Origin of the sequence: Actinosynnema sp. NPDC020468, from assembly GCF_040642015.1 — a bacterium.
Classification (GTDB): Bacteria; Actinomycetota; Actinomycetes; order Mycobacteriales; family Pseudonocardiaceae; genus Actinosynnema.
In genome coordinates, this window is the sequence record NZ_JBFAEO010000001.1 from 1 (window position 1) to 25,892 (window position 25,892).

Consider the following 25,892-nt stretch of genomic DNA (forward strand, 5'->3'; position numbering starts at 1 on the left):
ACACCCGGTCCCATTCCGAACCCGGTAGTTAAGCCTTCCAGCGCCGATGGTACTGCACTCGTGAGGGTGTGGGAGAGTAGGACGCCGCCGAACATTCTTTCCCTTCGGGGCACCTGGTTTATCCGGGTGCCCCGAAGGGCTTTTTGCGTTAACGTCCGATCAATGGCGGACGTGACGCGGTACGACGACCTGGCGGAGTTCCACGCGGCGACGGTCGACTTCTTCGGCACCGATCCGGTGTTCCACACCACCCCGATCGCCGCGCTCGAGCGCAGGTTGCGGCACCCCGATCCGGACGACCAACCGGCGTTGATGCTGACGGTCGTCCAGGACGACGTGCTCGTGGCCGCGGCCCTGCGCACCCCTCCGTGGTACCTCACGCTGAGCGGGGTGCCACCGCAGTGGGCCGACACGCTGGCCGAGGCGCTGGCGGGTGAGGTCGAACTCCCCGGCGTCAACGGTCCCCGCGAGTCCGTCGAGGCGTTCACCGCGGCGTGGACCGCGCGCACCGGCGTCACCGCGAAGGAGGACGCCGCCATGCGGCTGTTCCGGCTGGGCGAGCTGGAGCCGCCCACCGACGTGACCGGCGAGGCGCGCCTGGCGACCGAGGACGACCTGGACCTGCTGGTGCGGTGGTACCTCGAGTTCGTGGGCGAGGCGACCGTGCACGAGCCCGAGGAGGACCTGGCGAACAAGGTCGTGCGGGTCGGGATGGCGGCGGGCAGCGGCAACGTGCTGTGGACCGTCGACGGCGAGCCCGTCGCGTGGGCGTGCGCGAGCAAGCCCGTGGCCGGGATGAGCCGCATCGGGCCGGTGTTCACCCCCGTCGCGCACCGCAGGCACGGGTACGGGGCCGCGGTCACGGCGGCGTCCTCGCGGTGGGCGCTGGAAGCGGGCGCGGAGCACGTGGTGCTCTACACCGACCTGGCCAACCCGGTGTCGAACTCGATCTACCAGCGGATCGGGTACCGGGCCGTGGTCGACTCGGCCGAGTTCGCGTTCGTGCCGGCGGGCTGAGCCCAGCCGGTCGGGGATCACGGCGTCGGCACGCCGCCGAGCAGGTCGCGGGTCACCGGGCGGTTGCGCGCGGCGGAGGAGAAGACCAGCGACGTCGTGGTGTCGCCGTAGCGCTGGGCCAGTTCCACGAACCCCTCCAGCTCCACCATGGTCCGGCACACCACGCGCAGCAGCCAGCAGTCGTCGCCGGTCACGTGGTCGGCGTCGCGGACCTGGGCCAGCGTGACGACGTTCGCGCGGAACCTCGGCGTGTCCAGGCTGCGCACCCGGACCCGGACGATCGCCTCGATCGGCAGCCCGAGCTTCTGCGGGTCGACCACCGCCACGTACCCGGTGAGGACACCGGCCTGCTCCAGCCTGCGCACCCGCTCGGTCGTCGCGGGCGCGGAGAGCGACACGCGCCTGGCCAGTTCGGTGAAGGTCATCCGGCCGTCGTGCTGGAGCAGGTCCAACAACTTCCAATCCAGTTCGTCCAGTTCCACCGTGGAATCGTAAGCGCGGGCCGGGGAACGCCTTGAGTTCCCCATGTCGCCGGTGACCTGCCGGAACGCAGGATTGAGCCATGACCAACACGTTGCGCCACCCCGCCGCCGACCCCGCGACCGCCGCCGCGTTCTTCGCCGCCGAGCTCTCCTTCGAGGCCGACCCGGACGACGTCGTGCGCGACCTGGAGGCCGGCGACGCCGACGGGTTCCGGCTGGTCGAGACGCGCAGCGCCGAGGCGTTCGCCCACGCGCGGATCCCCGGCGCGGTCAACCTGCCGCACTGGGAGATCGACGCCACCACCACCGCGGACTGGGACCGCGACCTCGTCTACGTCTGCTACTGCGCGAGCTTCGAGTGCAACGCCGCCACCAAGGGCGCGCTGAAGCTCGCCTCGCTGGGCTTCCGGGTGAAGCGGCTCTCCGGCGGCATCGCCGCGTGGCGCGGCGCCGGCTACCCGGTCGAGGGAGACGACGTCACCGCCGGGGAGCACGGCCTCCACGGGGTCACCTGCGCGTGCTGATCTACTCTCGACCGGGTGACGCGACTGCTCGTGCTGCAACCCGGGGCCGATGACCCACCGGCCCGCCTCGGCGACTGGCTGACCGGCGCCGGGGCGGTGCTGGACGTGGTGCGGCCCTACGAACAACCGGTGCCCGCGACGCTCGACGGCTACCGCGGCCTGGTGGTGCTGGGCGGCGCGATGGGCGCGCTGGACGACCTCGACCACCCGTGGCTCGCGGACGTCCGGAAGCTGCTGTCGCACGCGGTCGCCAAGCGGGTGCCTACGCTCGGGGTGTGCCTGGGCGCGCAGCTGCTCGCCGCGGCCACCGGCGGCCAGGTCCGGCGCGGTCCGCAGGGGCCCGAGGTCGGGGTGCTGCTGGTCGCGAAGCGGGACGTGGCGAAGGACGACCCGCTGTTCGCCGACCTGCCGTGGACGCCCGACGTGCTCCAGTTCCACGAGGACGAGATCGCGCTGCTGCCGCCGTCCGCGACGCTGCTCGCGTCCTCGCCGAAGTACCCGAACCAGGCGTTCCGGGTCGGCGACCACGCGTGGGGCGTGCAGTTCCACGTCGAGACCACGCCCGAGGTCGTGCTCGGGTGGGTGGCCGCCGCGCCCGGCACCGCCGCGTGCGCGCGTCCCGGCGAGTTCGACGCGGACCGGCTCGAGCGCGGCCACGAGGACATCCGCGAGGTGTGGGAGCCGTTCGCCGCGCGATTCGTGCGCCTCGCCGCGGGCGAGCTGACGATCCACCGGAGCCTGCCCCTGGTGTGACGAAGGTCCGTGAAGATGAGAGTTCATCGGATGGACAGGTAGCGTTCACCTCCGACTGTGTCGGTTCAGCCGGAGGACTCAGCGTGGACGCCTCGCTCCTCGTCATCGTCGTCGTGTTCACGGCGTTGGCCTTCGACTTCACGAACGGGTTCCACGACACCGCGAACTCGATGGCGACGTCGATCGCCACCGGCGCGCTGAAACCCAGGACGGCCGTCGCGATCTCCGCGGTGCTGAACCTGGTCGGCGCGCTGCTGTCGGTGGAGGTCGCCAAGACGATCTCCGGCGGGGTGGTCGACGACGCCCGGATCACCCCGGCGGTGGTCTTCGGCGGTCTGGTCGGCGCCATCGTCTGGAACCTCGTCACCTGGTACGCCGGGTTGCCGTCGAGTTCGTCGCACGCCCTGTTCGGCGGCCTCATCGGCGCGACCTGGATCTCCTCCGGCGCGGACGCGGTGCACTTCGCCAAGGTGCTCGACAAGGTGGTCGTGCCCGCGGTCGTCGCGCCGCTGGTGGCCGGGGTCGTCGCGCTCCTCGCGACCTACCTGACCTACCGGCTGAGCAGGCGGACCTCCGAGCGGGTGAAGGACCGCGGCTTCAAGGTCGGGCAGATCGCGTCGGCCGCGCTGATGTCGTTGGCGCACGGCACGAACGACGCGCAGAAGACGATGGGCATCATCACCCTCACCCTGATCACCGCGGGCACGCTGGCGCCCGGCTCGGCCCCGCCCCTCTGGGTGGTCCTGAGCGCGGCGGTGGCGATCGCGCTCGGCACCTACCTGGGCGGGTGGCGCATCACGCACACCCTCGGCAAGGGGTTGACCACCATCGAGGCGCCCCAGGGGTTCGCGGCCCAGACCAGCGCGGCGACCGTGATCATGGCGTCGTCGCACCTCGGGTTCGCGCTGTCGACCACGCACGTGGCGTCCGGCGGGATCATGGGCTCCGGGCTGGGCCGCCAGGTCGACGGCGTGCGCTGGGGCGTCGCCGGCCGGATGGCGCTGGCCTGGGTGTTCACCCTGCCCGCGGCCGGTCTGGTCGGCGCGCTGGCAGGCAAGGTCGCCTCCCTCGGCACGGTCGGCGTGGTCGCGGTGGCGCTGGTCGGCGTGGCGGTGTCGGTGGTGGTGTGGCTGCTGTCGCGGCGCGAGCCGGTGCGGCCCGAGCACGTAGTGGACGAGATCGCGGCGCAGGCGCAGACGCGCGAGGTGGCGGCGTGACCGTCGACTGGTCGGCGCTCGGCGTCGTCTCCGGGGTCAGCCTCGCCGTGGTGCTGGGGCTGGTGGTGCTGTTCGCGACCGGGTTGCGGGCGTGGTCCGCGCGCGAGTCCGGCGGGTCCGTCGCGGCGGCCACGGCGCTCGCGGTCGGGTGCTTCGGCGCGTGCGCGGCGCTCGTGCTGTTCGGGATCCACTTGATCGTGGCACGCTGACCGGAGGCACCCTCGACGGTCGGACTACGGTGTCTTCCGATGACGGAGCCAGCCCGACCCACGATGTCACCCGCCAGGTTCGGCTTGACCGAGAACGGCGTCGACGACCTGCGCGCCGCCGGGTGGTGGGACGAGCGCCGCCCGCACGAGGGCGCCGAACCGGTGCTCGTGGCGCTGTCCCGCACCCCTGACCCGGACCTCGCGCTGCGCGGCGTCGACCGCCTGCGGATCGCCCTCGGCGACGACTGGCCCGCGCTGGACGCCGCGTTGCGCGCCGACCCGGTGCTGCGCGGCAGGTTGCTCGCGGTGCTCGGCTCGTCCTCGGCGCTGTCGGACTTCCTGGTCGGCAACCCCGACCGGTGGACCGGCCTGGTCGACCCCGAGCCGGTGCGCGGGTTCTCGCTGCTCGACGCGGTCGACGGGCGGACCGACGCGGACGCGGTGCGGGCGCTGCGGCTGGAGTACCGGGCGTTGCTGCTGCGCGTCGCGGCCGAGGACCTGGCGCACGTGGTCGAACCCGACCTGCCGTTCGTGAGCTACGACGACGTGGCCGGGCTGCTGTCGGACCTGGCGGTCGCCGCGCTCGACGCCGCGCTGGACGTGGCACGGCGCCAGGTCGCCAAGTCCGACCAGTGCCGGCTCGCGGTGATCGCGATGGGCAAGTGCGGCGCGCGCGAGCTGAACTACGTCAGCGACGTGGACGTGGTGTTCGTCGGCGAAGGCGACGTCGGCGTGGCGACCCGGGTCGCCAGCACGATGATGCAGGTCGCGGGTCAGGCGTGCTTCGAGGTCGACGCGGCGCTGCGGCCCGAGGGCAAGTCCGGCGCGCTGGTGCGCACGCTCGACGGGCACGCGTCGTACTACCAGCGGTGGGCGCGCACGTGGGAGTTCCAGGCGCTGCTCAAGGCCCGGCCCGTGGTGGGCGACGCGGAGCTGGGCCGCGCCTACATCGAAGCCGTGCGGCCGCTGGTGTGGACCGCCGCCGAACGGGAGAACTTCGTGCCCGACGTGCAGGCCATGCGCCGGCGCGTCGAGGACCACGTGCCCGCGGGCCTCGCCGAGCGGGAGCTCAAACTGGGCCGCGGCGGGCTGCGCGACGTCGAGTTCGCGGTGCAGCTGCTGCAACTCGTGCACGGGCGCGGCGACGAGGCGTTGCGGATCCAGGCGACCACGGCGGCGTTGGCGGCACTGGGCCGCGGCGGCTACGTGGGGCGCACGGACGCCTCGGACTTCGGCCGCGCCTACCGGTTCCTGCGCACCCTGGAGCACCGGCTCCAGTTGCAGAAGTTGTTGCGCACCCACCTGTTCCCGGCCGACGACGACGGTCCGGCGCTGCGCAGGCTGGCCCGCGCGTCCGGGTTGCACGCCGAGGGCGGGCACTCCGAGGCGCAGGTGCTGCTGGCCGAGTTCCGCAAGCGCGCCAACCAGGTCCGCCGGCTGCACGAGAAGCTGTTCTACCGGCCGCTGCTCCAGGCCGTGGCGAACGTGCCGACCGAGGCGCTGCGGCTGACCACGTCCGAGGCCGCGAACCGGTTGGCGGCACTGGGTTACGCGGCGCCGGACGGCGCGCTCAAGCACATCGAGGCGTTGACCCGCGGCGTGTCGCGGCGGGCCCGGATCCAGGGCGCGCTGCTGCCCGTGCTGCTGGACCTGTTCGCCACCACGCCCGACCCCGACGGCGGGCTGCTCGCCTACCGGCGGGTGTCCGAGGCGCTGGCCGAAACACCCTGGTACCTCAGGTTGTTGCGGGACGAGGGTCTCGTGGTCGAGCGGCTGGCCACGTTGCTCGGCACGTCCCGGCTCGTGCCGGACCTGCTGGTGCGCGCGCCGGACGTGATGCGGCTGCTCGCGGACACCCCCGGACTCGTCGGCGGCGACCCGATGACCATCGGGAACCCGTTGCGCGCCACCGTGTCCCGGTACAACGACCTGGAACGTGCGGTCACCGCGGCCCGGTCGCTGCGCCGCCAGGAGCTGCTCCGGGTGGCGAGCGCCGACCTGCTCGGGCTCGTGCCGGTGCGGACGGTGTGCGTGTCGCTGTCCGAGGTGTGGGTGGCGGTGCTCGAGGCGTCGCTGGACGCGGTGATCCGGGCGTCGGGCGAGCCCCGCGCGCGGATCGCGGTGATCGGCATGGGCCGGCTCGGCGGGCGCGAACTCGGGTACGGGTCCGACGCGGACGTGATGTTCGTGTGCGAGGCGGTCGGCGGCGCGTCCGACTCCGAGGCGGTCCGGTACGCGGGCGCCGTCGTGGAACGGGTGCGCCGGATGCTCAGCGCGCCCAGCCAGGACCCGGCGCTCCAGGTCGACGCGGACCTGCGGCCCGAGGGCAGGCAGGGGCCGCTGGTGCGCACGCTGGAGTCCTACCGGGCGTACTACGCGCAGTGGTCCGAGGTGTGGGAGGCCCAGGCGCTGCTGCGCGCCCGGTTCATCGGCGGTGACGCGGACCTCGGCGCGCGGTTCACCGAGCTGGTCGACGGCGTCCGGTACCCCGAGGGCGGCCTAGACCCGGCGTCGGTGCGGGAGATCCGGCGGATCAAGGCGCGCGTCGAGGCCGAACGGCTGCCGCGCGGCGCGGACCCGTCCACGCACACCAAGCTCGGTCGCGGCGGGTTGGCCGACGTGGAGTGGACCGTGCAGCTGCTCCAGCTCCAGCACGCCGCCGAGGTGCCCGCGCTGCGGACCCCGTCGACCGTGCACGGGCTGGCCGCGGCGCAGGAGGCCGGGTTGATGGCCGCGGAGGACGTGGCCGTGCTGTGGGAGTCGTGGGAGCTCGCGACCCGGGCGCGCAACGCGGTGGTGCTGGTGCGCGGCAAGCCCAACGACCAGCTGCCGCCCGCCGGTCGTGACCTGACGGCCGTGGCGGCGGCGATGGGGCACACCGGGGAACCGGGTGAATTCCTCGACTCGTACCGGCGAACCACGCGGCTGGCCCGCGCCGTGATCGAGCGGATCTTCTACGGCTCCTGAAGACTGGGGGGTTGTGAAAGCGATTGCGCAGAGGTCGTTCGGCGACCCCGAGGTGCTGGAACTGCTGGAGCTGCCCGATCCGGCCATCGCCCTCGACCAGGTGCTGGTGGAGGTGCGGGCGGCCGGGGTGAACCCGGTGGACCGGCTGGTGCGGCTCGGTTACCTGGCCGGCACGCTGCCGCACCACTTCCCGCTCGTGCCCGGCTGGGACGTGGCGGGCGTCGTGCGCGCCGTCGGACCGGCGGTCGAGGGGTTCGCGGTCGGCGACGAGGTGTTCGGGTACCAGCGCAAGGACCACGTGCAGCACGGGTGCTACGCGGAACTCGTCGCGGCCACCGAGCGGGGATTGGCGCTCAAGCCGCCCGGGATGCCGTTCGAGGAGGCGGCCGGGTTGGCGCTGTGCGGCCTGACCGCGGTGCAGGCGTTGCGCAAGGTCGGCGTCGGTCCCGGTGACTCGGTGCTGGTGCACGCGGCGGCAGGCGGCGTCGGGCACCTGGCGGTGCAGCTCGCGCGGATCCTCGGCGCGTCCCGGGTGCTCGGCACCGCGTCGCCGCGCAACCACCGGTTCCTGGCCTCGCTCGGCGCGGAGCCGGTCGCCTACGGTGACGCGCTGGTCAACAACGTGGCCGAGGTCGTCGGCGGCGACGGTCGGGTCGACGTGGCGTTCGACTGCGTCGGCGGCCAGGCGCTGGGCTCGTCGTTCGCGCTGGTCCGCGACCCGGCGCGGGCGGTGTCCATCGTGGACCTGAACGTGCTGGAGCTGGGCGGGACCTACGCGTACGCGAAGCCCGTGGCGGCCGACCTGGCGTGGCTCGCGGCGCGGGTGGCGGACGGGGAGTTGGCGGTCACCGTGCAGCAGGCGTTCCCGCTGGCCGAGGCCGCCGAGGCGCAGCGGCTGCTGGAGGGCGGGCACGTGCGGGGCAAGGTCGTGCTGACCGTGTGAGGGGGTCGCGGCCGACCCCCTCCGCGGTTCACTCCTCGTCGGCGGTCGGCACCGAGGTGAACAGCTCGACGACCCACTCCTCCACGAGCGTGTCGTCGGACTCCTCGTCCGGCACCAGCCGGTTGGAGACCTTCACGCCGAGACCGAGCACGTCGGCCGCGGCGATGGCCTCGATGGCCTCGGAAGCGGAGTCGAAGATGGTGGTGGACAGCACCTGCGCGGTGTTCGCGACGTCATCAGACACGGCGCGACCCTAACCGCCGCCCCCGTCCGGGTGATGGGCAGGGCGTGCGGTCGACACGGCGTCCACGACCGACTACCCGGCGTTGGCCCGGGGTTGTTTCCCGGGCCACCCCATTGACTGGTGGCGTTTCGGCTGCCGACACTGGCGTCGACACTCCTGTGGGTTGTTCACGTTCCTGCGTGCGCCCGGACGAAGGACGCCATGGACGACGGCAAGCACCGGAAGACGAGCCCCCTCGCGCTCAGGATCGGCGCGGTGGCGCTGGGCGTGCTGGTCCTGCTCGGCGCCGTGCAGGCGGCCACGTCCGGCACGGTCGGCATCGGCGCGCTCAGCGTCGACCTGAAGTCCCGCCCGGCGACCACCTCCGCGCCGGTCGCCGACGACCCGCTGCCCGCCGTCGGCACGACCACCGCCGAGGGGACCACCGCGAGCGCGGAGAACAAGGTCGCCGAGGGCTCGTGGAAGGTGGCGAAGGGCCTGCTCACCGTCGAGATCACCCGGGTGGAGAACCAGGCGGGCCGGCTGCGGCTGTACGTGACCGCGGTGAACGCCGGCACGTCCGCGATGGACCTCCCGGTCGCCTCCGTCTCGGCGGTGGACGACGCGAAGCGCGACTACGGCGCGTCGCTCGCGACGAGCAGGTGGCCGGTGACGGTGAAGAAGGGCGGCACCACCACCGGGTTCCTCGACCTGGACCAGCGACCGTCCGCGGCGAGCGCGACGCTGACCGTGACGTTCGCGGGCATCATCGGCCAACTGGCGCCCACCGGCGGCTCGGTGACCGTGCCGGACGTCCCGATCCCGCGCTGAGCCGGGACTGTCGGTGGGTACTGTTAGTTTCCCCGCCATGATCGAGGGAGTGCAGACCGCCGCGCACGGGGTGGCGCTGGTGGAACGGGTGATCGAGTCGGTGCGCCGCGAGCCGGGCCGCTCGATGTACGACTACCTGGACGTGCCGTGGGTGTCCGGGCCGCCGACCCCCGGCGACGGGGCCGCGGTGTTCCCGTCGGGGCGTCCGCTGTCGCCGAGCCTGCGGGCGTGGCTGGCGTTCGACCGGAGCCTGTTCGCCCGGCACGGCTGGTTCACCCCGTCCGGCGCCCTCGCGCCACGCCGGCTGGACGCGCTGGTCGGCGACGAGCTGGGCCCGCCCTGGGGCGAGCTGTTCGAGCCGGTGGCCGACCGGTTCCCCGAGTGCTTCCTGCTGCCCGGCGGGTCGGACTCGCGGCGCGTGCTGGCGGTCGGCGAGCCGGACTCTACCGGCGAGTACCCGGTGCTGGCGGTCGACGTGGACGACCTGCCGTTCGTCGGCCTGATGTACCCGGGCTTCGACGTGTACGTCGCGCACGAGGCGGGTCTCGTGGAGCACCCGTTCGAGTCCTACACCGACCTGGTGGACGACCCGGTGTACCGGCCGCGGATGCGCGAGCACGCCAGGCACCGGTTCGCGGGCGACGTCTGCTTCGAATACCCCTTCTGACGCGGCCGAGGGCCGGACGGGTGTCGTCCGGCCCTCGGTGCGGTCCTCGCGGGAACCGCGTCGATCACACGTCGTAGTACAGGTGGAACTCGTAGGGGTTCGGGCGCAGGCGCAGCGGGTCGATCTCCTGCTCGCGCTTGTACGAGATCCAGGTGTCGATCACGTCGGGGGTGAAGACGCCACCCTCGAGCAGGAACTCGTGGTCCGCCTCCAGGCTGTCGAGCACGGCCTCCAGCGACGCCGGGACCTGCTTGACGTCGCGGGCCTCCTCGGGCGGCAGCTCGTAGAGGTCCTTGTCGACCGGCGCCGGCGGCTCGATCTTGTTCTTCACGCCGTCCAGGCCCGCCATCACCATGGCCGAGAAGGCCAGGTACGGGTTGCCCGACGAGTCGGGGCAGCGGAACTCGATGCGCTTGGCCTTCGGGTTGTCGCCGGTGATCGGGATCCGGACGCACGCCGAGCGGTTGCGCTGGGAGTAGACCAGCGAGACCGGGGCCTCGTAGCCGGGCACCAGGCGGTGGTAGGAGTTCACCGTCGGGTTGGTGAACGCCAGCAGCGACGGCGCGTGGTGCAGGATGCCGCCGATGTAGTGGCGCGCCATGTCCGACAGGCCCGCGTAGCCGGCCTCGTCGTGGAACAGCGGCACGCCGTCCTTCCACAGCGACTGGTGGGTGTGCATGCCCGAGCCGTTGTCGCCGAACAGCGGCTTCGGCATGAAGGTGACCGACTTGCCCGCCTGCCACGCCGTGTTCTTGATGATGTACTTGAACAGCATCACGTCGTCGGCCGAGTGCAGCAGCGTGTTGAAGCGGTAGTTGATCTCCGACTGGCCGCCGGTGCCCACCTCGTGGTGCGCGCGCTCGACGCTGAAGCCGCTGTCCTGGAGGTTCAGCGTCATCTTGTCGCGCAGGTCGGCGTAGTGGTCGGTCGGCGTGACGGGGAAGTAGCCGCCCTTGTACTTGACCTTGTAACCCCGGTTGCCGCCCTCTTCCTCGCGGCCGGTGTTCCAGGCGCCGGAGATCGCGTCGATCTCGTAGAACGAGGCGTTCGCCTGGGTGTCGAAGCGGATCGAGTCGAAGATGTAGAACTCGGCCTCGGCGCCGAAGTACGCGGTGTCCGCGATGCCCGACTCGGTGATGTACTGCTCGGCCTTGCGCGCGATGTTGCGCGGGTCCCGGCTGTACGCCTCACGCGTGAACGGGTCGTGCACGAAGAAGTTGATGTTCAGCGTCTTCTCGATCCGGAACGGGTCGAGGCGCGCGGTGTACAGGTCGGGCAGCAGCAGCATGTCCGACTCGTGGATGGACTGGAAGCCGCGGACGGACGAGCCGTCGAACGCGAGGCCCTCCTCGATGGCGTCGGCGTCGAACGCCGCTGCCGGGAGCGTGAAGTGCTGCATCACGCCGGGCAGGTCGCTGAACCGGACGTCGATGAACTTCACGCCCTCGTCGGAGATGAACTTCAGGACCTCGTCGGGATTCTTGAACACCCTCGTCGACTCCTTCACTGCGGTGGGGGCGTGGTAGTACGCCGCGTTCGGACGCGGCCGGCCATCGTCGGCGACGCTATGGCCGCGGTGTTGCCCAGCAGTCACCCTCGTGTTTCGCCAGTGTTAACGGGGTGCCCGGGGTGGGCAACACGACCTGGCGATCCTCACCCACCGAGACCGGCCTTACTCTGGTGGGGTGAGCAAGTGGACCGGTTCGTGGCTTTCTGGACCCCGCGCGGCGCTGGAGCCGGGCGCCGACTCCGGCGACGGTACCGCCCAGCGCTGGAAGGGCGAACGCCTCGGGTTGCCGCGGTCCGGGCCGGGCTCGGTGGCGTCCACGGGTCGGCGCGCGTTCGCCATCCTGGTCGACTTCGCGCTGGCCGCGGGTGTGGCCGGCGTGTTCACCTACCCCGACCTGCCGCGCAACTGGAGCCTGCTCGCGTGGTTCGCGATCACCACGGTCGCGGTCGGCTTCTTCGGGTTCACCCCGGGGCACGCGCTGTTCGGCCTGCGGGTCGCGCGGATCGACGGCGCGCCGATCGTGGGCATCCCGTTCGCCGCGCTGCGCACGCTGCTGATCTTCCCGATCATCCCGGCCGTGGTCTGGGACGCGGACGGCCGCTGCCTGCACGACAAGGCCGCGCGCACCGTCGTCATCCGGGTGCGCTGACCCCGGCACGCCGAACCCCGGGCACCTGCCTGACCCCGGGCACCCGTCGAACTCCGGGCATCCGTCGAACCGCGGTATCCGCCGAACCCCGGGCACCCGAACCCCAGTACCTACGTGGAAGGGCCCCGCCGGAGCGGGGCCCTTCCACGTGTTCGGCGTTCGCCGTTGGCTAGCGCTTGCGCATCGCGCGCTGCACGTTCCGCATCTTCGCGCCCTGCGGCAGCGGGCCCTTGGGCATCGCCGCGCCGCGGCTGGCCAGCGCGGTCAGCCGGTTCTCCATCGTGTCGACCTGCGCGGTCGAGATGTTGCGCGGCAGCTTCATCAGGTGGCCCTGGAGCTTGCGCAGCGGGACCTGGCCCTCCTCGGCGCCCACGACCACGTCGTAGATCGGGGTGTCGCCGACGACCCGCGACACCCTCTTCTTCTCCTGCGCGAGCAGGCCCTTCACCCGGTGCGGCGCGCCCTCGGCGACCAGCACGACACCCGGTCGGCCGATCACCCGGTGCACCATGTCACCGCTCGTGGTGCCGGCCACCGCCTGGGTGACCCGCCACTTGCCGCGCAGGTTGTCGAGCGCCCACGCCGCCGCGCCGGGCTGGCCGTCGGCCTTCGCGTAGACGTTGCGCTGCACGCGGCGGCCGAACACGATCACCGCCAGCAGCGCGCCGACCGCGACGCCCAGCGGCAGCAGCACCCACTGCATGTCCCAGATCAGGCCGACCAGGAACGCGACGGCCGCCGTGCCGAGCACGCACGCGAGCATCCACGGCACGAGTGCCTTGTCCTCGCGGCGCTGCACCTTGAACGCCTCGAAGATCTGCGAGCGCCGCGCCTTGGACGCCGCACGCCGCGCCTTCGCCGCTTCCTTGGCAGCCGCCTTGTCCTGCTTTCCAGCCATGCCCACCAGGATACGGCGCGCCGTCACGCCCCATCACAGCACTGCCGTCGAGCAATGCGAGGATGCAGCGCATGGACCGCCTGCTGGAGGGACTCGACCCGGAACAGCGCGCCGCGGTCGAGGCACCGCGGGGGCCCGTGTGCGTGCTGGCGGGCGCCGGCACCGGCAAGACCCGCACCATCACGCACCGCATCGCGTACCTGGTCCAGCGCGGCCACGTGAGCGCCGGACAGGTGCTGGCCGTCACCTTCACCGCGCGCGCCGCGGGCGAGATGCGGACCCGGCTGCGCGGGCTCGGGGTGTCCGGCGCGCAGGCCCGGACGTTCCACGCGGCGGCGCTGCGGCAGCTCCGCTACTTCTGGCCGCGGGTCGTCGGCGGTCCGCACTGGGAGCTGATCGACCGGAACAAGCTGCGGCTGGTCGCCCAGGCCGCGAACCGCGCCGGGCTGTCCACCGAGTCCGACTCGCTGCGCGACCTCGCGGGCGAGATCGAGTGGGCCAAGGCCTCGCTCGTCACGCCCGAGGCCTACCCGGTGGCCGCCGGCCGCGCCCAGCGCGACACGCCCGCGCCCGTCGAGCAGGTCGTGCAGGTCTACCGCACCTACGAGCAGCTCAAGAACGACGCCCAACTTCTCGACTTCGACGACCTGCTGCTGCACACCGCCGCCGCCCTGGAGGAGCACGGCGAGGTGGCCGAGGAGTTCCGCGACCGCTACCGGTGCTTCGTGGTGGACGAGTACCAGGACGTGACGCCGTTGCAGCAGCGCGTGCTGGACGCGTGGGTCGGCGCGCGGGACGACCTGACCGTGGTCGGCGACGCGAACCAGACCATCTACTCCTTCGCGGGTGCCTCGCCGCGTCCGCTGCTGGACTTCGCCCGCCGCTTCCCGGCGGCCGCCGTGGTCCGGCTGGAGCGCGACTACCGGTCGACGCCGCAGGTCGTCGGCTTGGCCAACCAGGTCATCGGCTCGGCCCGGGGTCGCCCGTCCGGGTCGCGGCTCAAGCTCGTCGGCCAGCGGCCGGACGGGCCGAAACCGACGTTCACCGAGTTCGACGACGAGTCGGTGGAGGCCGCCGCGGTCGCCCAGCGGGCCAAGGTGCTGTTGGACGAGGGCGTGCCGGCGAGCGGGATCGCCGTCCTCTACCGGGTGAACGCGCAGTCGGAGGTGTTCGAGCAGGCGCTGGCCGAGCTCGGCATCCCCTACCAGGTGCGCGGCGGCGAGCGGTTCTTCCAGCGGCCCGAGGTGCGGCAGGCGGTGGTGTCGCTGCGCGGCGCGGCCGCCGGGTCGCCGTCGGGCGAGCTGCCGAAGGTGGTGCGCGAGGTGCTGTCCGGCATCGGCCTCACCGACGACCCGCCCGCCGGCGGCGCGGCCCGGGAGAAGTGGGAGTCGCTGCTCGCGCTCGTGGAGCTGGCCGAGGAGCTGGCGGCGACCGTCGAGCACGCGGACCTGCCCAAGTTCGTCGCCGAGCTGGACCTGCGGGCCGAGGCGCAGCACCCGCCGACCGTCGAGGGCGTGACGCTGGCCTCGCTGCACGCGGCCAAGGGCCTGGAGTGGGACGCGGTGTTCCTCGTCGGCCTGGTCGAGGGCACGGTGCCGATCATGCACGCGGACGGCGACGAGGCGGCGGTCGAGGAGGAGCGCCGGCTGCTCTACGTCGGCGTGACCCGGGCTCGCGAGCACCTCTGGCTGTCGTGGGCGCTGGCCCGCGCGCCCGGCGGCCGTCGGTACCGCAGGCGCAGCCGGTTCCTCTACGGGCTGATCCCCGAGGACCACCCGTCGTCGCTCGCCTCCGGCCGCGCGCCGTTGCAGAAGCGGCCCAAGCCGGTGTGCCGGGTGTGCGGGTCGCAGCTGGTGGACTCGCGCGCGGTCAAGCTCGGTCGGTGCGCCTCGTGCCCGTCGGACCTGGACGAGGAGCTGCTGGGCCGGTTGCGGGCGTGGCGGGCGGACCGGGCGCGGGAGTTGAAGGTGCCCGCGTACGTCGTGTTCACCGACGCGACGCTGACCGCGATCGCCGAGCAGCGTCCCGAGGACGTGCCGGCGCTGGTCGCGATCGCCGGCATCGGCGCGGCCAAGCTGGAGCGCTACGGCGCCGACGTCCTGGCCCTTGTGCTGGGCAAACGCTGACGTTTCACACGTTCGACAGGTATTTGGAAAAAGCGGTTGCACGCGCCGTGCACCGAGTCATAACCTGCTCAGGCCGGGTCCGGAGGACCCGCTGGGGATTCAAGATCACGTCGCACGACAGCGAACGCCCGAGGAGGTGACCGATTGTGAACACTCTGAAGCACACCGAGATGGCCACCGGTCTCCTGACCACCGGGGCGCTCCTGGCGTCCGGCGAGGCTCCGCGCGTGGCGGAGAAGTCTGCCCGCGATCGTCGCACTCCGAGCTGGAGCGACGCGCGAGTTCTGCTGAACCAGGTGCCGGCGCCGTACGCGCCGACTGTCGCACCGACTGTCGCACCGACCGTTGCCATGACCCAGACCATCCAGGCGCCGTCCGCGCTGGAGCGAAGTACCTGACGCACCTGTAGTCAGGCCACCAAGCTCACGAAGGCCGCGGACCCGTAAACGGATCCGCGGCCTTCGTGTGTGTTCGACCAAGTTTTCGCACCACAAACCCCATGCAAGACCTGTGACAGGAGTCCACCAGATGTTGACCGCGACCGTCCCCATACCCGGGACGTTGTCCACGGACCCCGACCTGACCGGAGCCGGGGTCGCCTCGTTGATCGACGGAGCGCCCGACGCCGGCCTCGAACTGCCCTGCCGCACGAACAACCCCGACCTGTGGTTCGCCGACGCACCGGCGGAGTTGGAGCAGGCGAAGGCCTTCTGCGTCACCTGCCCGGTGATCGCGGAGTGCCTGGCGGGCGCGTTGGCCCGGCACGAGCCCTGGGGGGTCTGGGGCGGAGAGATCTTCGAGCGCGGCGCGGTGATCGCCCGCAAGCGCCCGCGCGGCCGTCCCCGCAAGGACGCCGCACCCGTCGTTCCCGCGGCTCAGGCCGCTGCTGTTGTTCCCGCGGCACCCGCCGCGACCGTCGTCCGGGGGGCCAAGAACCAGGAGGCCGCCGCGTGACCACGTACCGATCCACCAGTGACGAATCCATGCTCGTCGAACTGAACCCGAGGGGTAACCCCATGTTGCTCGAAGAAAACCTGGCCAGATCCCGAATGTACGAAGCTGAAATATCCGCCCACCGCCAACGCCTGGCCCACCGCCTCGTCGCCGCCCGCCGCTGGCGCCGACTGGCCGGTTGGGCCGAGCGCAGGGCCCGCCAGAAGGCCCACGCCCTCTAGCGGCCCACGCGCCCAGACCCGGTGGTCCTGAACCCGGTGGTCCCCTCCGTGCGGAGGGGACCACCGGGTTCCCGCGTTTCCCGAACCACGCCGAACCACGCCGAACGCCGCCCCCACGACGCCGCCCCACGAGACCGCCTCCGGGACCGCCCGCCCCGAGCCCCGAGCCCCTGGGACCGCCCCAAGCGCCTGACACCCAGACCACCCAGGGCACCTGGATCGCCCGGAGAACCCAGACCGCCCAGACCACCCCAAGCGCCGGACGTCCCCCACCGCCCGGACCGCCCGGACCGCCCGGACCGCCCGGAGCACCTGGACCGCCCGAGCACCTGAACCGCTCAGGCCGCCCCAACCGCCGGACGCCCCAACCGGCCGAGAACCTGGAGCACCGCAGCGCCGAGGCGACCCGAGTGCTCGAACCCGAGTGCCCGAAACCGCGCGCGCCAGGCCGGCCCGAGTGCTCGAAAACCGTGCGCACCAAGGACCCCGGAGCTCCGGGGAGCGCCGGCCCCGGAGCATCAGGAGCCGGATCCGTGAAACCCCGGAAATGCCGGAGCGCCAAGAGCCTCGGGCCAGGCTGTCGCGCTGACGGTTGCGGGCGGGTCGGTGGCGGTGGTCGCGGGTTCGGGAGCGTGGTGGTCGGACCCACGGGCGTGGGCCGACTTCGGCCGAGCCCGGCGTGGGGGGCGGGAAACTCAGCGGGAGAGCGGGCCGGGTCGTCGGTACCGTTCGGTGTGTGGCCGCTCACTCGCACACTCCCGCCAACCCGCACACCCACGCCAACCCGCACACCCACGACGGGATCGACTGGTCGAACCGCCTGACCACGTTCCGCCGCGCCGACGAACTCGACGCCGAGAACCGCCGTGTCGTCGCCCGCCGCCTGGTCCGCCCGCTGCCGGAGACGCCCACCGTGGTCGACGTCGGTTCGGGTGCCGGCGGCATGGCGGTGGCACTGGTGGAGGCGCTGGCCGCCCGGGGTGGCGGCACGGTCGTCCTGGTCGACGCCGTGCCGGAACTCCTGGACGCCGCCACCACCGCCGCCCGCGCGGCCGCCGCCTACGAGCCCAAGCCCGTCCACGTCCGCCCGGTGCTGGCCGACGTGGCGACCGAGCGGGTGCTCGACCTGGTCGGCCCGGTCGACCTCGTGTGGGCCGCCCGCGTCGTCCACCACCTTCCCGACGAGCGCGCCGCCGTGGCCTCCCTGGTCGACGCCCTGGCGAGCGACGGCTGGTTGGCCCTGGGCGAGGGTGGCCTGGAGCCGCAGTTCCTGCCGTGGGACCTCGGTGTCGGCGAGCCCGGCCTGCCGCACCGGCTGATGGCCGCCCGCGCCGAGTGGTTCGTGCGGATGAAGCAGGACATCCAGGGCGTCGTGCCGCTGCCGGTCGGCTGGAACGTCGTGCTGACCGACGCCGGCCTGCTCGACGTCACGGCCTTCAGCTACCTGAACGACCAGCCCGCACCCGCGTCGTCCCTGGTCAAGGAGTGGGCGGTCGAACAGCTCCGCTGGCTGGCCGAGGTCGGCGCCGACCGCCTCCACCCGGCCGACCGCCGCACCGTCGCCCGCCTGCTCGACCCGGACGACACGGCCTACGTCGGCGCCCGCGACGACGTCTACCTCCTCTCCGCCTCGACCATCCACCTCGGCCGCAAGCCGTGACCGACACCTGCGCCCGGTGCGGCCGCACCCGGACCTCGGTCGTGGACCCCGCCGAACTGCTCGCCTGGGTGCGGGAGCGGGAGAACGGCGCGGACCGCTGGCTGTGCCACGTGTGCGCGCGGGTCCACGTGCGCGACATCGAGGGCAAGCTGCCGACCGAGTACTGGTGAGTCCAAAGGCTGCCTCCGGGGGAGTGGGGATCGCTGTCGGATCGGGTGGCGAGGGCCGGATGGTGAGGGCCGGGTCGACCGCCGGGCCGACTGCGGGTGGCGGGGTTGCGCGCCGGCCGAGACGGCGCCTGCCCGGGGCGGGCGAGAGAGCGCGCGGTCGGTGTGGGTAGGGGTCGGCTGGGTGTGGGCTGATCGGTCGGACTTGTCGCTTGTGTGTGCGGTGAGCCGGGGTTGGGGCTGGTCGACATGGCCGTGGCGGCGCCTGCCTGGGCCGGGCGGGTGTGGGCGTGGTCGGGGTGAGGTGTGGTCGGTGGTGGCAGGTGCGGTTGCGGACGGGTGAGGGTTGATCGGTTGGGTCGGTGCTTGTGGGCGGTCAGCCGGTGTCGGTCCGCGAGTGGTCGGGTAGGTGGGCTCGGAGGGTGGTCAGGATCGCCTTGGGGGCGGCTGTTCCCCTTCGGCTGCCGTGGGCCAGTTCGGTGAGCAGGGCGTCGGGGGTGCAGAGACCTCGGGCGATGACCTCCGTCAGCAGGTGGTGGAGGCGGATCGGGTGGTGTTCGGACCTGGCGGCGTCGGCGGCGGCCCTCGCCGGTGGGGCGTAGGGGATGCCGGCCTTCGTCACCGGGGGCGGTGGGCGGGTGGTGCGTTCCAGGCGGAGGTGCTCGTGGCCGGAGCGGCGGCGGGTGGCCGGTTGCAGCACGTGCACCCTCGGCGGGCAGGGCAGGGGAACGCCGTGGGCGCGTAGCGCGTCGACGCCCGTCACCACCGCGCCCTCACCGGCGTAGGCGACGGCGGCGCGGACGCGTTGCGCTCGGGTCGGCGGGGTCGCGCTCAGCAGCACCACGCCCGGCAGGACGCGTTGCCACGGGCCGCCGGGGCGGCAGCGGAGGGCGATGCGGTAGTCGGGGACGCCGGTGGCGCGGAGGGCGGAGGTGGTGGTCACGTCGGTCATGGGGTCGATCCTGCGCCGGGTGGGGCGGGGGTGCGAGGGGCGTTGCGCGAACTGTGGACAACCCGGGGGGCTGTGGACAACTCGACCCCCGCGGCCGCGCACCACCACCGATTCGCCGCGGCCGCGCGGAAGGCGATGTCGCCGTGCGGGCGCGAACCGCCGCAGGCCCGGGCTCGCCTACGGCTGCCCGTGGGGGAGGGCCTGCCTGCACCGAGCGCCGGTCCGATCCCCGGTTCGGCGAGGGCGCGCCCGGGGGCGCGGGTGAGACGGGCCGACCGGGTGCGGGTGCGACCCACCGCCGGATCGGGGTTCGCCCAGGGCCGCATGCGGCGCCGGCCGCGCGCGGGAATGCCTGCTTGCCGGGCGCGAGGCGTACCGGCCGAACCACGCCGTCCTGGTGACGGCGCACCCTCCGGCCGCACCCTCGGCAGTGGCGCCTTGGTGGCTAACGCCCGAGTGGGAACCCAGGCTGGGTCAGTCCGCGAAGCCCGGCTGCCACTGCTCCACGATCGACCGCGTCGGCACGGTCGCGTCCAGCTGGCACAGGATGCCCGTCGCGCCCAGCGTCACCCGGTGGATGAGCAGGTACTGCGGCGGCAGGTTGAGCGAACGGCCCGTCTGCGAATCCGGGCTGCGCAGGTCACCCACCCGTTCGGCCTGCTTCTGCAACCACTTCCGGGTGAAGTGGAACGTCTCCGTGCGCAACGGCTCCACGAACGGGGCCAGGTAGTCGAGCACGTCCTGGGCCCGCAGGTCGGTGCCCGGTCGGATGAAGTGCTCCGACCGCAGCAGGTCGACCAGGTCCGCCGATCGCCCGTCCAGCGCGATCCGCGTCATCAGCCCCAACGTGCGCGGCAGGCCCTCGGGCAGCCGGGCGACGGCACCGAAGTCCAGCACCCGCAGCCGGCCGTCGTCGCCGAGCATGAAGTTGCCGGGGTGCGGGTCCGCGTGCAGCAGCCCCGACCGCGACGGCGCCGAGAAGTGGAATTCCGCGAGCAGCCGGCCCGCCAGGTCCCGCTCCTCGACCGTCCCCGACCGGATGATGTGGGACAGCGGCACGCCGTCGGTCCACTCGGTCACCATCACCCGCGGCGCGGAGGCGACCACCCGCGGCACCACCACGTTCCGGTCGCCGTCGAACGCCTTCGCGAACGCGCGCTGGTTGTCCGCCTCGGTCCGGTAGTCCAGCTCCTCCAGGTACCGGTCGCGCAGCTCCTCCAGCAGCGGCCTGACCTCGGTGCCCGGCATGATCGCCTGGATCAGCCTGCTGAACCGCAGCAGCTGCTTGAGGTCGGCCTGCAACGCCTCGTCCGCGCCGGGGTACTGCACCTTCACCGCCACGTCGCGGCCGTCGTGCCACACCGCCCGGTGCACCTGCCCGATCGACGCCGACGCGGCCGGCTCGTCGGAGAACGACGCGAACCGCTTCACCCAGGACGTGCCCAGCTGCTCGACCAGCACCCGGTGCACGGTCCGCGCGGGCATCGGCGGCGCGGCGGTCTGGAGCTTGGTCAACGCCTCGCGGTACGGCTCGGCGAGCTCGTCCGGCACCGCGGCCTCGAACACCGACAGCGCCTGGCCGAACTTCATCGCGCCGCCCTTGAGCTGGCCCAGGACCGCGAACAGCTGTTCCGCCGTCTTCGCCGACAGCTCGGCGCTGACCTCCTCGGAACTGCGCCCGGCCAAGCGCTTGCCCCAACCGCCGACGACCCGGCCGGCCACCCCGAGCGGCAGGCTGGCGAGCTTGGCGGTGCGCTGCACGGCCTTGCGCGGGATTTCACTCACCCGGTGATCCTCCCCGGTGGATCGTCGCCTCTCCGTCAGAACCTACACAGCTCCGTCGGGTCGGAGCGCCGAACGGCACTCGCACCGGGGGTGCACCGGGGAGATCACGTGCTCCACCCGCCCGTGGTAGGCGTCGACCTCGAGCACCGCGTCCCAGGTCGGCGGCCTGGTCACGGCCTGCTCGCCGTGGTCGAGCGCCAGCAGTGCCTGCGCGACCGCGTGACCCACGGTCGCCGTAGTGGTCGCCAGGTCGGCGTGCTGCACGCGCCCCACCAGTTGCGCCGCGATCAACGGCCACGCGTGGTCCCGCTCGGCCCGGTGCATGTCCGCGCACCGCAGGCAGCTGGACCGGCCGGGCACGACCAGCGGGCCGACCAGACCCAGCCCCTCGCGGACCCGGACCGCCAGGTGCGGTGTGCGCTTCGACACCAGGGAGGCGACGAGTTCCGGCGCCGGCACGAGCGCGTCCGCCAAGATCACCAGATCGGGTGGGGCCGGCGCGACCCGCACGGCGTCGGTGGTCCGCTTCACGGCCTCCCGGGCGGCCTCGGCGCGCGGCCGGCCGACGTCCGAGTCGAGGTAGCCGGTGCCGGTGTCCTCGGGCCCGACGCGCCCTCCGGCGACCACACGCACGTGCCCGACACCCGTGCCGGCCAGCGCGGACGCCACCGCGACCGCGAGCCTGCCGTCGCCGTGCACCAGCACGGACCGGGAGTCGCGGGCCGCCGGCACGTGCCGTGCGCCGCGGCGGGTGCGCAGCGCCCAGTCGGTGGTCTCGGGGGTCAGCCGGCCGTGCGGCGGCGGGACGGAGTCCTCGACCAGACCCGCTCTGACCAGGTCGCCGAGCAGGACGACCAGCTCGTCGGCCTGGTCGCCGTGACCGGCGAGCCGGGCGCGCAGCTCGGCGAGCGTGTGGCTGCCGGAGAGGTCCAGCAGGGCCTCGAACGTGGGTGGGCGCACGTCCTCCACCAGCACGGCGTGCCGGCCGTCGAGGCCGATCTGGACGATGTCGCGGTGACGGCGCAGGACGGGCACCCCGGGGAGGACACGGGGCCGGTCGGGTAGATCCACAGCGGGCAGCGTGCCGGTCGGGGACCGGTTCCGCGCGTCGACCGGCGGCCGCCCGCGCGACCCGGGCTCGACAGGTGGCCGGGCAGGGATCCGGCCACCGGCGGGTCAGACCTTCGCCTTGCCGAGGATCCGGGTCACCGTGGTCCCACACACCGGGCACTTGCCCTTGGCCATCCTGCGGTTGTTGCTCTCGTGGATCTCGCCGGAGAAGTCGCGCTTCTCCCGGCACTTGACGCAGTAGCCGTTGTAGGTCTCCGCCACGGCTGGCTCCCTCGCTCTCCGGGAGTGCGGCTCGCACCGCACTCGGGACTGCGCAGCACGCTACCTCCGCGCGCGTGGTCCCGCTGCACGCCGGGCCGTGCGTGTCCAGCCGCCTTTCGGAGCAATTCGCCACCCCCTGCCGGTACGCACCGCCGCTTGGCCGCCGCGAATTGTCGGTGGGTGGCCGTACCGTGGTCGCCATGCCCGAACCGCAGGTGGAGGTGCGGCGCAGTGCGCGGCGCCGTCGCATGGTCAGCGCGTACCGGGAGGGGGACACGGTCGTGGTCCTCCTCCCGGCGCGGATGACCAAGACCGAGGAGAAGCACTGGGTGGCGGAGATGCTCAGCCGCCTCCAGCGCAGCGAGACGCGCCGTCGTTCGCCCACGCGCACGTCGGACGCGGCCCTGCTCAACCGGTGCGAGGAGCTGTCCGAGAAGTACCTGGACGGCGTGGAGCCGCGCAGCGTGCGGTGGGTGCCGCCGATGCGCACGAGGTGGGCGTCGTGCACGCCCAGCGAGGGCACGATCCGGATCAGCGAGCGCCTGCGCGACGTGCCGCCGTGGGTGCTCGACTACGTGCTGGTGCACGAGCTGGCCCACCTGCGGGTGCCCGGCCACGGCAAGGACTTCTGGGACCTGGTGCACCGCTACCCGAAGGCCGAGCGGGCCATCGGCTACCTGGAGGGCCTGTCCGCCGCCGCGGGCCTGAACATCACCGAGGAGGACTGAGCCGGGGCGAGCCGGACCGGACCGCCCCGGGAACCGTCACTCGTCGTCCTTCTTCTCCTCCTGGATCGTCCGCTCCAACTCCGCGATCGGGTCCTCCAGCGCCTTGCGGGTGCTGCCGAACCGCTCCGCGAACTCCAACGGGTCGTCCAGGTCGTCGGCGCCGGGCACCAGGTCGGGGTGCTCCCAGACGCCGTCGCGCAGCTCGATCCCGTGCCGGTCGCCCAGCAGCTTCCACAGCGCCGCCGCCGAGCGGTGCCGGCGCGGTCGCAGCTCCAGGCCGACCAGCGTGGCGAAGGTCTGCTCGGCCGGACCGCCGGACGCCCGTCGGCGCCGCAACGTCTCGCGCAACGCCTCGGCGCCGGGCAGTCGTTCGCCGACGGCGTCCGCCACCACGACGTCCACCCAGCCCTCGACCAGCGCCAACAGCGTCTCGAGCCGGGTCAGCGCGGCCTTCTGCTCGGGCGTGGTCTGCGGCTCGAGCATGCCGGACTTCATGGCCTCCTCGATCGAGGCCGGGTTCGCCGGGTCGACCTGACCGGCGAGCTGCTCCAGCGCCGAGGTGTCGACCGTGATGCCCTGCGCGAACTCCTCCACCGTGTCGAGCAGCCGCTGCCGCAACCACGGCACGTGGCTGAACAGCCGCTGGTGCGCCGCCTCGCGGGCGGCCAGGAACACCAGCACCTCGCTCGCGGGCCGCTCCAGGCCCTCGGTGAACTTCTCGATGTTCGCGGGCAGCAGCGCCGCGGTGCCCTCGGGACCCAGCGGCAGGCCCACCTCGGTCGAGGTCAGCACCTCCGAGCCGAGCTGCGCCAGCGCGCCGCCGAGCTGCGAGCCGAACGCCATGCCGCCCATCTGGCCGAGCATCGACAGCAGCGGGCCGGCCGCGTCCTTGGCCTCCGCGGGCATCGCGTCGACCCAGGCTCCGGACACCCGGCGCGCCACCGGGTCGCACAGCCGCTGCCACGTCGGCAGGGTGCGCTCCACCCATTCCTTGGCGCTCCAGCTCTGCGACACCCGGACGCCGGCGGGCAGCGCCGTCACCGGGTCGAGCCACATCTCCGCCAGGTGCACCGCGTCGGTGACCGCGGAGGTCTGGTCCGGGCCGAACCCGGTCGTCGTGCCGCCCGTGCCGGCCAGCTGCTGGAGGGCGATCTGCTTGGCCAAGTCGTAGTTGACCGGTCCGGAGGACGTGCCCGCGCCGCTGAACATCGCGCCCAGCTGGCTCAGCATCGCGCCGAGCTGGTTGAAGTCGAAGGGGTTCTGGCCCCCCGGCTCCTCCGGTTTGCGGCCTTTGTCGTCGGGGTCCTGCGGGCTGAACCCGAAGGGCAGGTCACTCATACCGCCACGGTACGCGGGACGCTGGTGGCGCGCGGGACCGGTTCGCCGACGGCGTGACCCGGTGGCCGTACCCTGTCGACCGTGACAGAGCGCACCGACACCGTCGTTGAGCAGCCGCCTCCTCCGCCGGACCCGCCGCGGCGCGGACTGACCCGGCGCACGTGGACGTTGGTGATCAGCCTGTCCACCGTGCTCGTGCTCGGGCTGCTCGGCGGGTTCGCCAGAGTGCCGTACGTGGCGCTGGGCCCCGGTCCGACCTACGACACGCTCGGTCAGGCCGACGGCGGCGACGTGGTCCACATCGAGGGCCAGGAGACGTTCCCCACCGGCGGCAAGCTGACCATGACGACCGTGTCGCTCACCGACGACGTGTCGCTGTTCGGCGCGCTGGGACTGTGGGTCAGCGGCCGGTACGCGCTCGCGCCCCGCGAGGAGTTCTTCCGGCCCGGCCAGTCCGAGCAGCAGGTCCGCGACCAGAACGTCAAGGCGTTCCAGGACTCGCAGACCAGCGCCGAGGTGGCCGCGCTGCGCTACCTCAAGTACCCGATGAAGGTCGTGGCGGCGGAGATCACGAAGGGCTCCGCGGCGGACAACGTGTTGCAGCCCAACGACCAGCTGCTCGCGGTCAACGGCAAGGCGGTGTCCTCGGCGGCCGACGTGCGGCCGGCGCTGGAGGCGACCAAGCCCGGCGACCAGGTCGAGCTGACCTACAAGCACGACGGGCAGCAGAAGACCTCGAAGGTCACCCTCGGCAAGAACAGCACCGACGACCGGCAGAACGGGTTCCTCGGCGTGCTCCCGGTGGACCGCGCGGACGTGCCGTTCGAGATCAAGATCAGCCTGAACGACGTGGGCGGCCCGTCCGCCGGCCTCATGTTCGGTCTGTCGATCGTGGACAAGCTGACGCCGGGCGAGCTCAACGGCGGCCAGTCCGTCGCGGGCACCGGGGAAATCGATGACAACGGCGTCGTCGGGCGCATCGGCGGCATCGCCTTCAAGATGGTCGCCGCGCGCGAGGGCGGCGCGACGACCTTCCTGGTGCCCGCGGGCAACTGCGACGAGGCCAAGCAGAACGCGCCCGCGGGCCTTCGGCTGGTGAAGGTCGAGAAGATCGATGACGCCGTGCAGTCCCTGGAGGCGCTCAACGCCGGCAAGGACGCGCCGGGCTGCTGAGGGGACCGGTCAGGGTTGGAACGTCCCGAGGAGCGCGTCGGTCAGGTTCGGCGCGAGCTCGGGGTGCTCCACGACCTCCTCGGGCCGGTCGGCGCTGCCGCGCAGGCGCAGCACGCACGACACCCGGCCGTCCCGCAGCACGGCCGCCACGATCCGGGCCTCCCGGCGCTGCGGGTGCTCGGCGGCGAACCGGCGGGCGGCCTCGTCGTCCAGGTCCTCGGACAGCTCGGACTCGGCGTCGGGCGGCAGCACGACGATCTCCTGGGCGAGCGCGCACCCCGTGACCGCGTCCGGCCACACGATGCCCGCGAGCGCCCGGTCCAGCTCGTCGGCGGGCAGCTCGTCCTGCGCGATCGGGGTCAGCGGCGAGGCCTCGGGGTCGAGCTGGTCGGCGAGCTCGGGCTGCTGCGCGAGCAACTCCGCGGTCTCGACCAGCGCGAACAGCTGGGGAGCCTGATTCCATCCGCCGGAGGACACGAACTGTTCGACCTCGCGGGCGACGGCGGGCAGCACCACGGGCGGCTTCTCACTGGCTGGCACGAAAGCCATCGTCGCATCCACCCGAA

General features: G+C 72.9%; 28 protein-coding genes and 1 rRNA gene. 19 read left to right on the forward strand and 10 right to left on the reverse strand.

Annotated elements, in window-relative coordinates; all coding sequences use genetic code 11:
* Together rrf and AB0G50_RS00010 are read left to right on the forward strand one after the other, a co-directional pair.
* Positions 1–93 (forward strand): 5S ribosomal RNA (gene rrf, locus AB0G50_RS00005); the annotation flags it as partial.
* Positions 94–162: 69 nt separating this feature from the next.
* Complete coding sequence (locus AB0G50_RS00010) at positions 163–1,017, forward strand: GNAT family N-acetyltransferase (protein WP_360100035.1); 855 nt, start codon at positions 163–165, stop codon at positions 1,015–1,017.
* Between the two features lie 17 nt (positions 1,018–1,034).
* Here AB0G50_RS00010 and AB0G50_RS00015 read toward each other — a convergent pair whose 3' ends face one another.
* A complete protein-coding gene (locus AB0G50_RS00015; protein ID WP_360100038.1) occupies positions 1,035–1,499 on the reverse strand; it encodes an Lrp/AsnC family transcriptional regulator in 465 nt (154 codons plus the stop codon).
* An 80-nt stretch (positions 1,500–1,579) separates the two neighbouring features.
* Here AB0G50_RS00015 and AB0G50_RS00020 point away from each other — a divergent pair, with 80 nt between their 5' ends.
* The 6 genes from AB0G50_RS00020 to AB0G50_RS00045 all read left to right on the forward strand — a co-directional run bounded on the left by AB0G50_RS00020 (position 1,580) and on the right by AB0G50_RS00045 (position 8,112).
* Entirely contained in the window at positions 1,580–2,023 is a 444-nt protein-coding gene (locus tag AB0G50_RS00020) for a rhodanese-like domain-containing protein (RefSeq protein ID WP_360100041.1), read from the forward strand.
* A gap of 15 nt (positions 2,024–2,038) precedes the next feature.
* Positions 2,039–2,776, forward strand: coding sequence for a type 1 glutamine amidotransferase (locus AB0G50_RS00025; RefSeq protein ID WP_360100044.1), 738 nt, complete (start codon positions 2,039–2,041; stop codon positions 2,774–2,776).
* Positions 2,777–2,859: 83 nt separating this feature from the next.
* A complete protein-coding gene (locus tag AB0G50_RS00030) occupies positions 2,860–3,993 on the forward strand; it encodes an inorganic phosphate transporter (protein WP_360100047.1) in 1,134 nt (377 codons plus the stop codon).
* Positions 3,990–4,202 (forward strand): hypothetical protein, encoded by a 213-nt coding sequence (locus AB0G50_RS00035; RefSeq protein ID WP_360100050.1) that lies wholly within the window; start codon positions 3,990–3,992, stop codon positions 4,200–4,202. Before AB0G50_RS00030 ends, AB0G50_RS00035 begins: the two co-directional genes overlap by 4 nt.
* A 39-nt stretch (positions 4,203–4,241) precedes the next feature.
* Positions 4,242–7,169, forward strand: a complete 2,928-nt coding sequence (locus tag AB0G50_RS00040) for a bifunctional [glutamine synthetase] adenylyltransferase/[glutamine synthetase]-adenylyl-L-tyrosine phosphorylase (RefSeq protein ID WP_360100053.1) — start codon at positions 4,242–4,244, stop codon at positions 7,167–7,169.
* Positions 7,170–7,182: 13 nt separating this feature from the next.
* Positions 7,183–8,112, forward strand: a complete 930-nt coding sequence (locus tag AB0G50_RS00045; RefSeq protein WP_360100056.1) for an NADP-dependent oxidoreductase — start codon at positions 7,183–7,185, stop codon at positions 8,110–8,112.
* 28 nt (positions 8,113–8,140) lie between these two features.
* Here AB0G50_RS00045 and AB0G50_RS00050 read toward each other — a convergent pair whose 3' ends face one another.
* A complete protein-coding gene (locus AB0G50_RS00050) occupies positions 8,141–8,356 on the reverse strand; it encodes a hypothetical protein (RefSeq protein WP_360100059.1) in 216 nt (71 codons plus the stop codon).
* Between the two features lie 201 nt (positions 8,357–8,557).
* Here AB0G50_RS00050 and AB0G50_RS00055 point away from each other — a divergent pair, with 201 nt between their 5' ends.
* Together AB0G50_RS00055 and AB0G50_RS00060 are read left to right on the forward strand one after the other, a co-directional pair.
* Complete coding sequence (locus tag AB0G50_RS00055) at positions 8,558–9,166, forward strand: hypothetical protein (protein ID WP_360100062.1); 609 nt, start codon at positions 8,558–8,560, stop codon at positions 9,164–9,166.
* Positions 9,167–9,203: 37 nt separating this feature from the next.
* Positions 9,204–9,833: a hypothetical protein gene (locus AB0G50_RS00060; RefSeq protein WP_360100065.1), complete on the forward strand. Its 630-nt coding sequence runs from the start codon at positions 9,204–9,206 to the stop codon at positions 9,831–9,833.
* Positions 9,834–9,897: 64 nt separating this feature from the next.
* Here AB0G50_RS00060 and glnA read toward each other — a convergent pair whose 3' ends face one another.
* Entirely contained in the window at positions 9,898–11,322 is a 1,425-nt protein-coding gene (glnA, locus tag AB0G50_RS00065) for a type I glutamate--ammonia ligase (protein ID WP_360100068.1), read from the reverse strand.
* Between the two features lie 196 nt (positions 11,323–11,518).
* On the opposite strand from glnA, the gene AB0G50_RS00070 reads away from it, so the two are divergent.
* Complete coding sequence (locus tag AB0G50_RS00070) at positions 11,519–11,992, forward strand: hypothetical protein (protein ID WP_360100071.1); 474 nt, start codon at positions 11,519–11,521, stop codon at positions 11,990–11,992.
* Between the two features lie 169 nt (positions 11,993–12,161).
* On the opposite strand, the gene AB0G50_RS00075 is transcribed toward AB0G50_RS00070, so the two are convergent.
* Positions 12,162–12,890: a DUF4191 domain-containing protein gene (locus tag AB0G50_RS00075; protein ID WP_360100074.1), complete on the reverse strand. Its 729-nt coding sequence runs from the start codon at positions 12,888–12,890 to the stop codon at positions 12,162–12,164.
* A gap of 71 nt (positions 12,891–12,961) precedes the next feature.
* Between AB0G50_RS00075 and AB0G50_RS00080 the strand changes: the two genes are divergently transcribed.
* From AB0G50_RS00080 to AB0G50_RS00105, 6 genes are all read left to right on the forward strand, one after another.
* Positions 12,962–15,016 carry an ATP-dependent DNA helicase UvrD2 gene (locus AB0G50_RS00080; RefSeq protein ID WP_360100077.1) on the forward strand — a complete coding sequence of 685 codons (2,055 nt, stop codon included), beginning with the start codon at positions 12,962–12,964 and terminating at the stop codon, positions 15,014–15,016.
* A gap of 146 nt (positions 15,017–15,162) precedes the next feature.
* Positions 15,163–15,414, forward strand: coding sequence for a hypothetical protein (locus AB0G50_RS00085; RefSeq protein WP_360100080.1), 252 nt, complete (start codon positions 15,163–15,165; stop codon positions 15,412–15,414).
* 130 nt (positions 15,415–15,544) lie between these two features.
* Positions 15,545–15,970, forward strand: a complete 426-nt coding sequence (locus AB0G50_RS00090) for a WhiB family transcriptional regulator (RefSeq protein WP_360100083.1) — start codon at positions 15,545–15,547, stop codon at positions 15,968–15,970.
* Positions 15,967–16,191, forward strand: a complete 225-nt coding sequence (locus AB0G50_RS00095; protein ID WP_360100086.1) for a hypothetical protein — start codon at positions 15,967–15,969, stop codon at positions 16,189–16,191. The genes AB0G50_RS00090 and AB0G50_RS00095 overlap by 4 nt, the downstream gene beginning before the upstream one ends.
* A 736-nt stretch (positions 16,192–16,927) precedes the next feature.
* Positions 16,928–17,851 (forward strand): class I SAM-dependent methyltransferase, encoded by a 924-nt coding sequence (locus AB0G50_RS00100; protein WP_360100089.1) that lies wholly within the window; start codon positions 16,928–16,930, stop codon positions 17,849–17,851.
* Positions 17,848–18,021, forward strand: coding sequence for a hypothetical protein (locus tag AB0G50_RS00105; protein WP_360100092.1), 174 nt, complete (start codon positions 17,848–17,850; stop codon positions 18,019–18,021). The genes AB0G50_RS00100 and AB0G50_RS00105 overlap by 4 nt, the downstream gene beginning before the upstream one ends.
* Before the next feature lie 373 nt (positions 18,022–18,394).
* Here the strand turns inward: AB0G50_RS00105 and AB0G50_RS00110 are convergent, their stop codons facing one another.
* The 4 genes from AB0G50_RS00110 to AB0G50_RS00125 form a co-directional block, all read right to left on the reverse strand.
* Complete coding sequence (locus tag AB0G50_RS00110; RefSeq protein ID WP_360100095.1) at positions 18,395–18,970, reverse strand: hypothetical protein; 576 nt, start codon at positions 18,968–18,970, stop codon at positions 18,395–18,397.
* 474 nt (positions 18,971–19,444) lie between these two features.
* A complete protein-coding gene (locus AB0G50_RS00115; protein ID WP_360100098.1) occupies positions 19,445–20,755 on the reverse strand; it encodes an AarF/UbiB family protein in 1,311 nt (436 codons plus the stop codon).
* 42 nt (positions 20,756–20,797) lie between these two features.
* On the reverse strand, positions 20,798–21,790 hold the full coding sequence (locus AB0G50_RS00120; RefSeq protein WP_360100101.1) for a TOMM precursor leader peptide-binding protein: 993 nt from the start codon (positions 21,788–21,790) through the stop codon (positions 20,798–20,800).
* Between the two features lie 141 nt (positions 21,791–21,931).
* A complete protein-coding gene (locus tag AB0G50_RS00125; protein WP_360100104.1) occupies positions 21,932–22,087 on the reverse strand; it encodes a DUF5679 domain-containing protein in 156 nt (51 codons plus the stop codon).
* Between the two features lie 200 nt (positions 22,088–22,287).
* On the opposite strand from AB0G50_RS00125, the gene AB0G50_RS00130 reads away from it, so the two are divergent.
* Positions 22,288–22,815 carry a M48 family metallopeptidase gene (locus tag AB0G50_RS00130; RefSeq protein WP_360100107.1) on the forward strand — a complete coding sequence of 176 codons (528 nt, stop codon included), beginning with the start codon at positions 22,288–22,290 and terminating at the stop codon, positions 22,813–22,815.
* A 36-nt stretch (positions 22,816–22,851) separates the two neighbouring features.
* Here AB0G50_RS00130 and AB0G50_RS00135 read toward each other — a convergent pair whose 3' ends face one another.
* Entirely contained in the window at positions 22,852–24,153 is a 1,302-nt protein-coding gene (locus AB0G50_RS00135; protein ID WP_360100110.1) for a zinc-dependent metalloprotease, read from the reverse strand.
* A gap of 81 nt (positions 24,154–24,234) precedes the next feature.
* Between AB0G50_RS00135 and AB0G50_RS00140 the strand changes: the two genes are divergently transcribed.
* Positions 24,235–25,326, forward strand: a complete 1,092-nt coding sequence (locus tag AB0G50_RS00140; protein WP_360100113.1) for a PDZ domain-containing protein — start codon at positions 24,235–24,237, stop codon at positions 25,324–25,326.
* Between the two features lie 9 nt (positions 25,327–25,335).
* On the opposite strand, the gene AB0G50_RS00145 is transcribed toward AB0G50_RS00140, so the two are convergent.
* The gene (locus AB0G50_RS00145) at positions 25,336–25,875 is read right to left on the reverse strand and encodes a PPA1309 family protein (protein ID WP_360100116.1); all 540 of its coding nucleotides are present in this window, start codon (positions 25,873–25,875) and stop codon (positions 25,336–25,338) included.
* Positions 25,876–25,892: the final 17 nt, after the last annotated feature.

Excerpts from the sequence above, each read along its gene's own strand:
- AB0G50_RS00010 (WP_360100035.1), top strand. The coding sequence starts at position 163 with ATGGCGGACGTGACGCGGTACGACGACCTGGCGGAGTTCCACGCGGCG.
- AB0G50_RS00020 (WP_360100041.1), top strand. The coding sequence starts at position 1,580 with ATGACCAACACGTTGCGCCACCCCGCCGCCGACCCCGCGACCGCCGCC.
- AB0G50_RS00040 (WP_360100053.1), top strand. The coding sequence starts at position 4,242 with ATGACGGAGCCAGCCCGACCCACGATGTCACCCGCCAGGTTCGGCTTG.
- AB0G50_RS00055 (WP_360100062.1), top strand. The coding sequence starts at position 8,558 with ATGGACGACGGCAAGCACCGGAAGACGAGCCCCCTCGCGCTCAGGATC.
- AB0G50_RS00060 (WP_360100065.1), top strand. The coding sequence starts at position 9,204 with ATGATCGAGGGAGTGCAGACCGCCGCGCACGGGGTGGCGCTGGTGGAA.
- AB0G50_RS00075 (WP_360100074.1), bottom strand. The coding sequence starts at position 12,890 with ATGGCTGGAAAGCAGGACAAGGCGGCTGCCAAGGAAGCGGCGAAGGCG.
- AB0G50_RS00080 (WP_360100077.1), top strand. The coding sequence starts at position 12,962 with ATGGACCGCCTGCTGGAGGGACTCGACCCGGAACAGCGCGCCGCGGTC.
- AB0G50_RS00090 (WP_360100083.1), top strand. The coding sequence starts at position 15,545 with ATGTTGACCGCGACCGTCCCCATACCCGGGACGTTGTCCACGGACCCC.
- AB0G50_RS00110 (WP_360100095.1), bottom strand. The coding sequence starts at position 18,970 with ATGACCGACGTGACCACCACCTCCGCCCTCCGCGCCACCGGCGTCCCC.
- AB0G50_RS00130 (WP_360100107.1), top strand. The coding sequence starts at position 22,288 with ATGCCCGAACCGCAGGTGGAGGTGCGGCGCAGTGCGCGGCGCCGTCGC.
- AB0G50_RS00135 (WP_360100110.1), bottom strand. The coding sequence starts at position 24,153 with ATGAGTGACCTGCCCTTCGGGTTCAGCCCGCAGGACCCCGACGACAAA.
- AB0G50_RS00145 (WP_360100116.1), bottom strand. The coding sequence starts at position 25,875 with ATGGCTTTCGTGCCAGCCAGTGAGAAGCCGCCCGTGGTGCTGCCCGCC.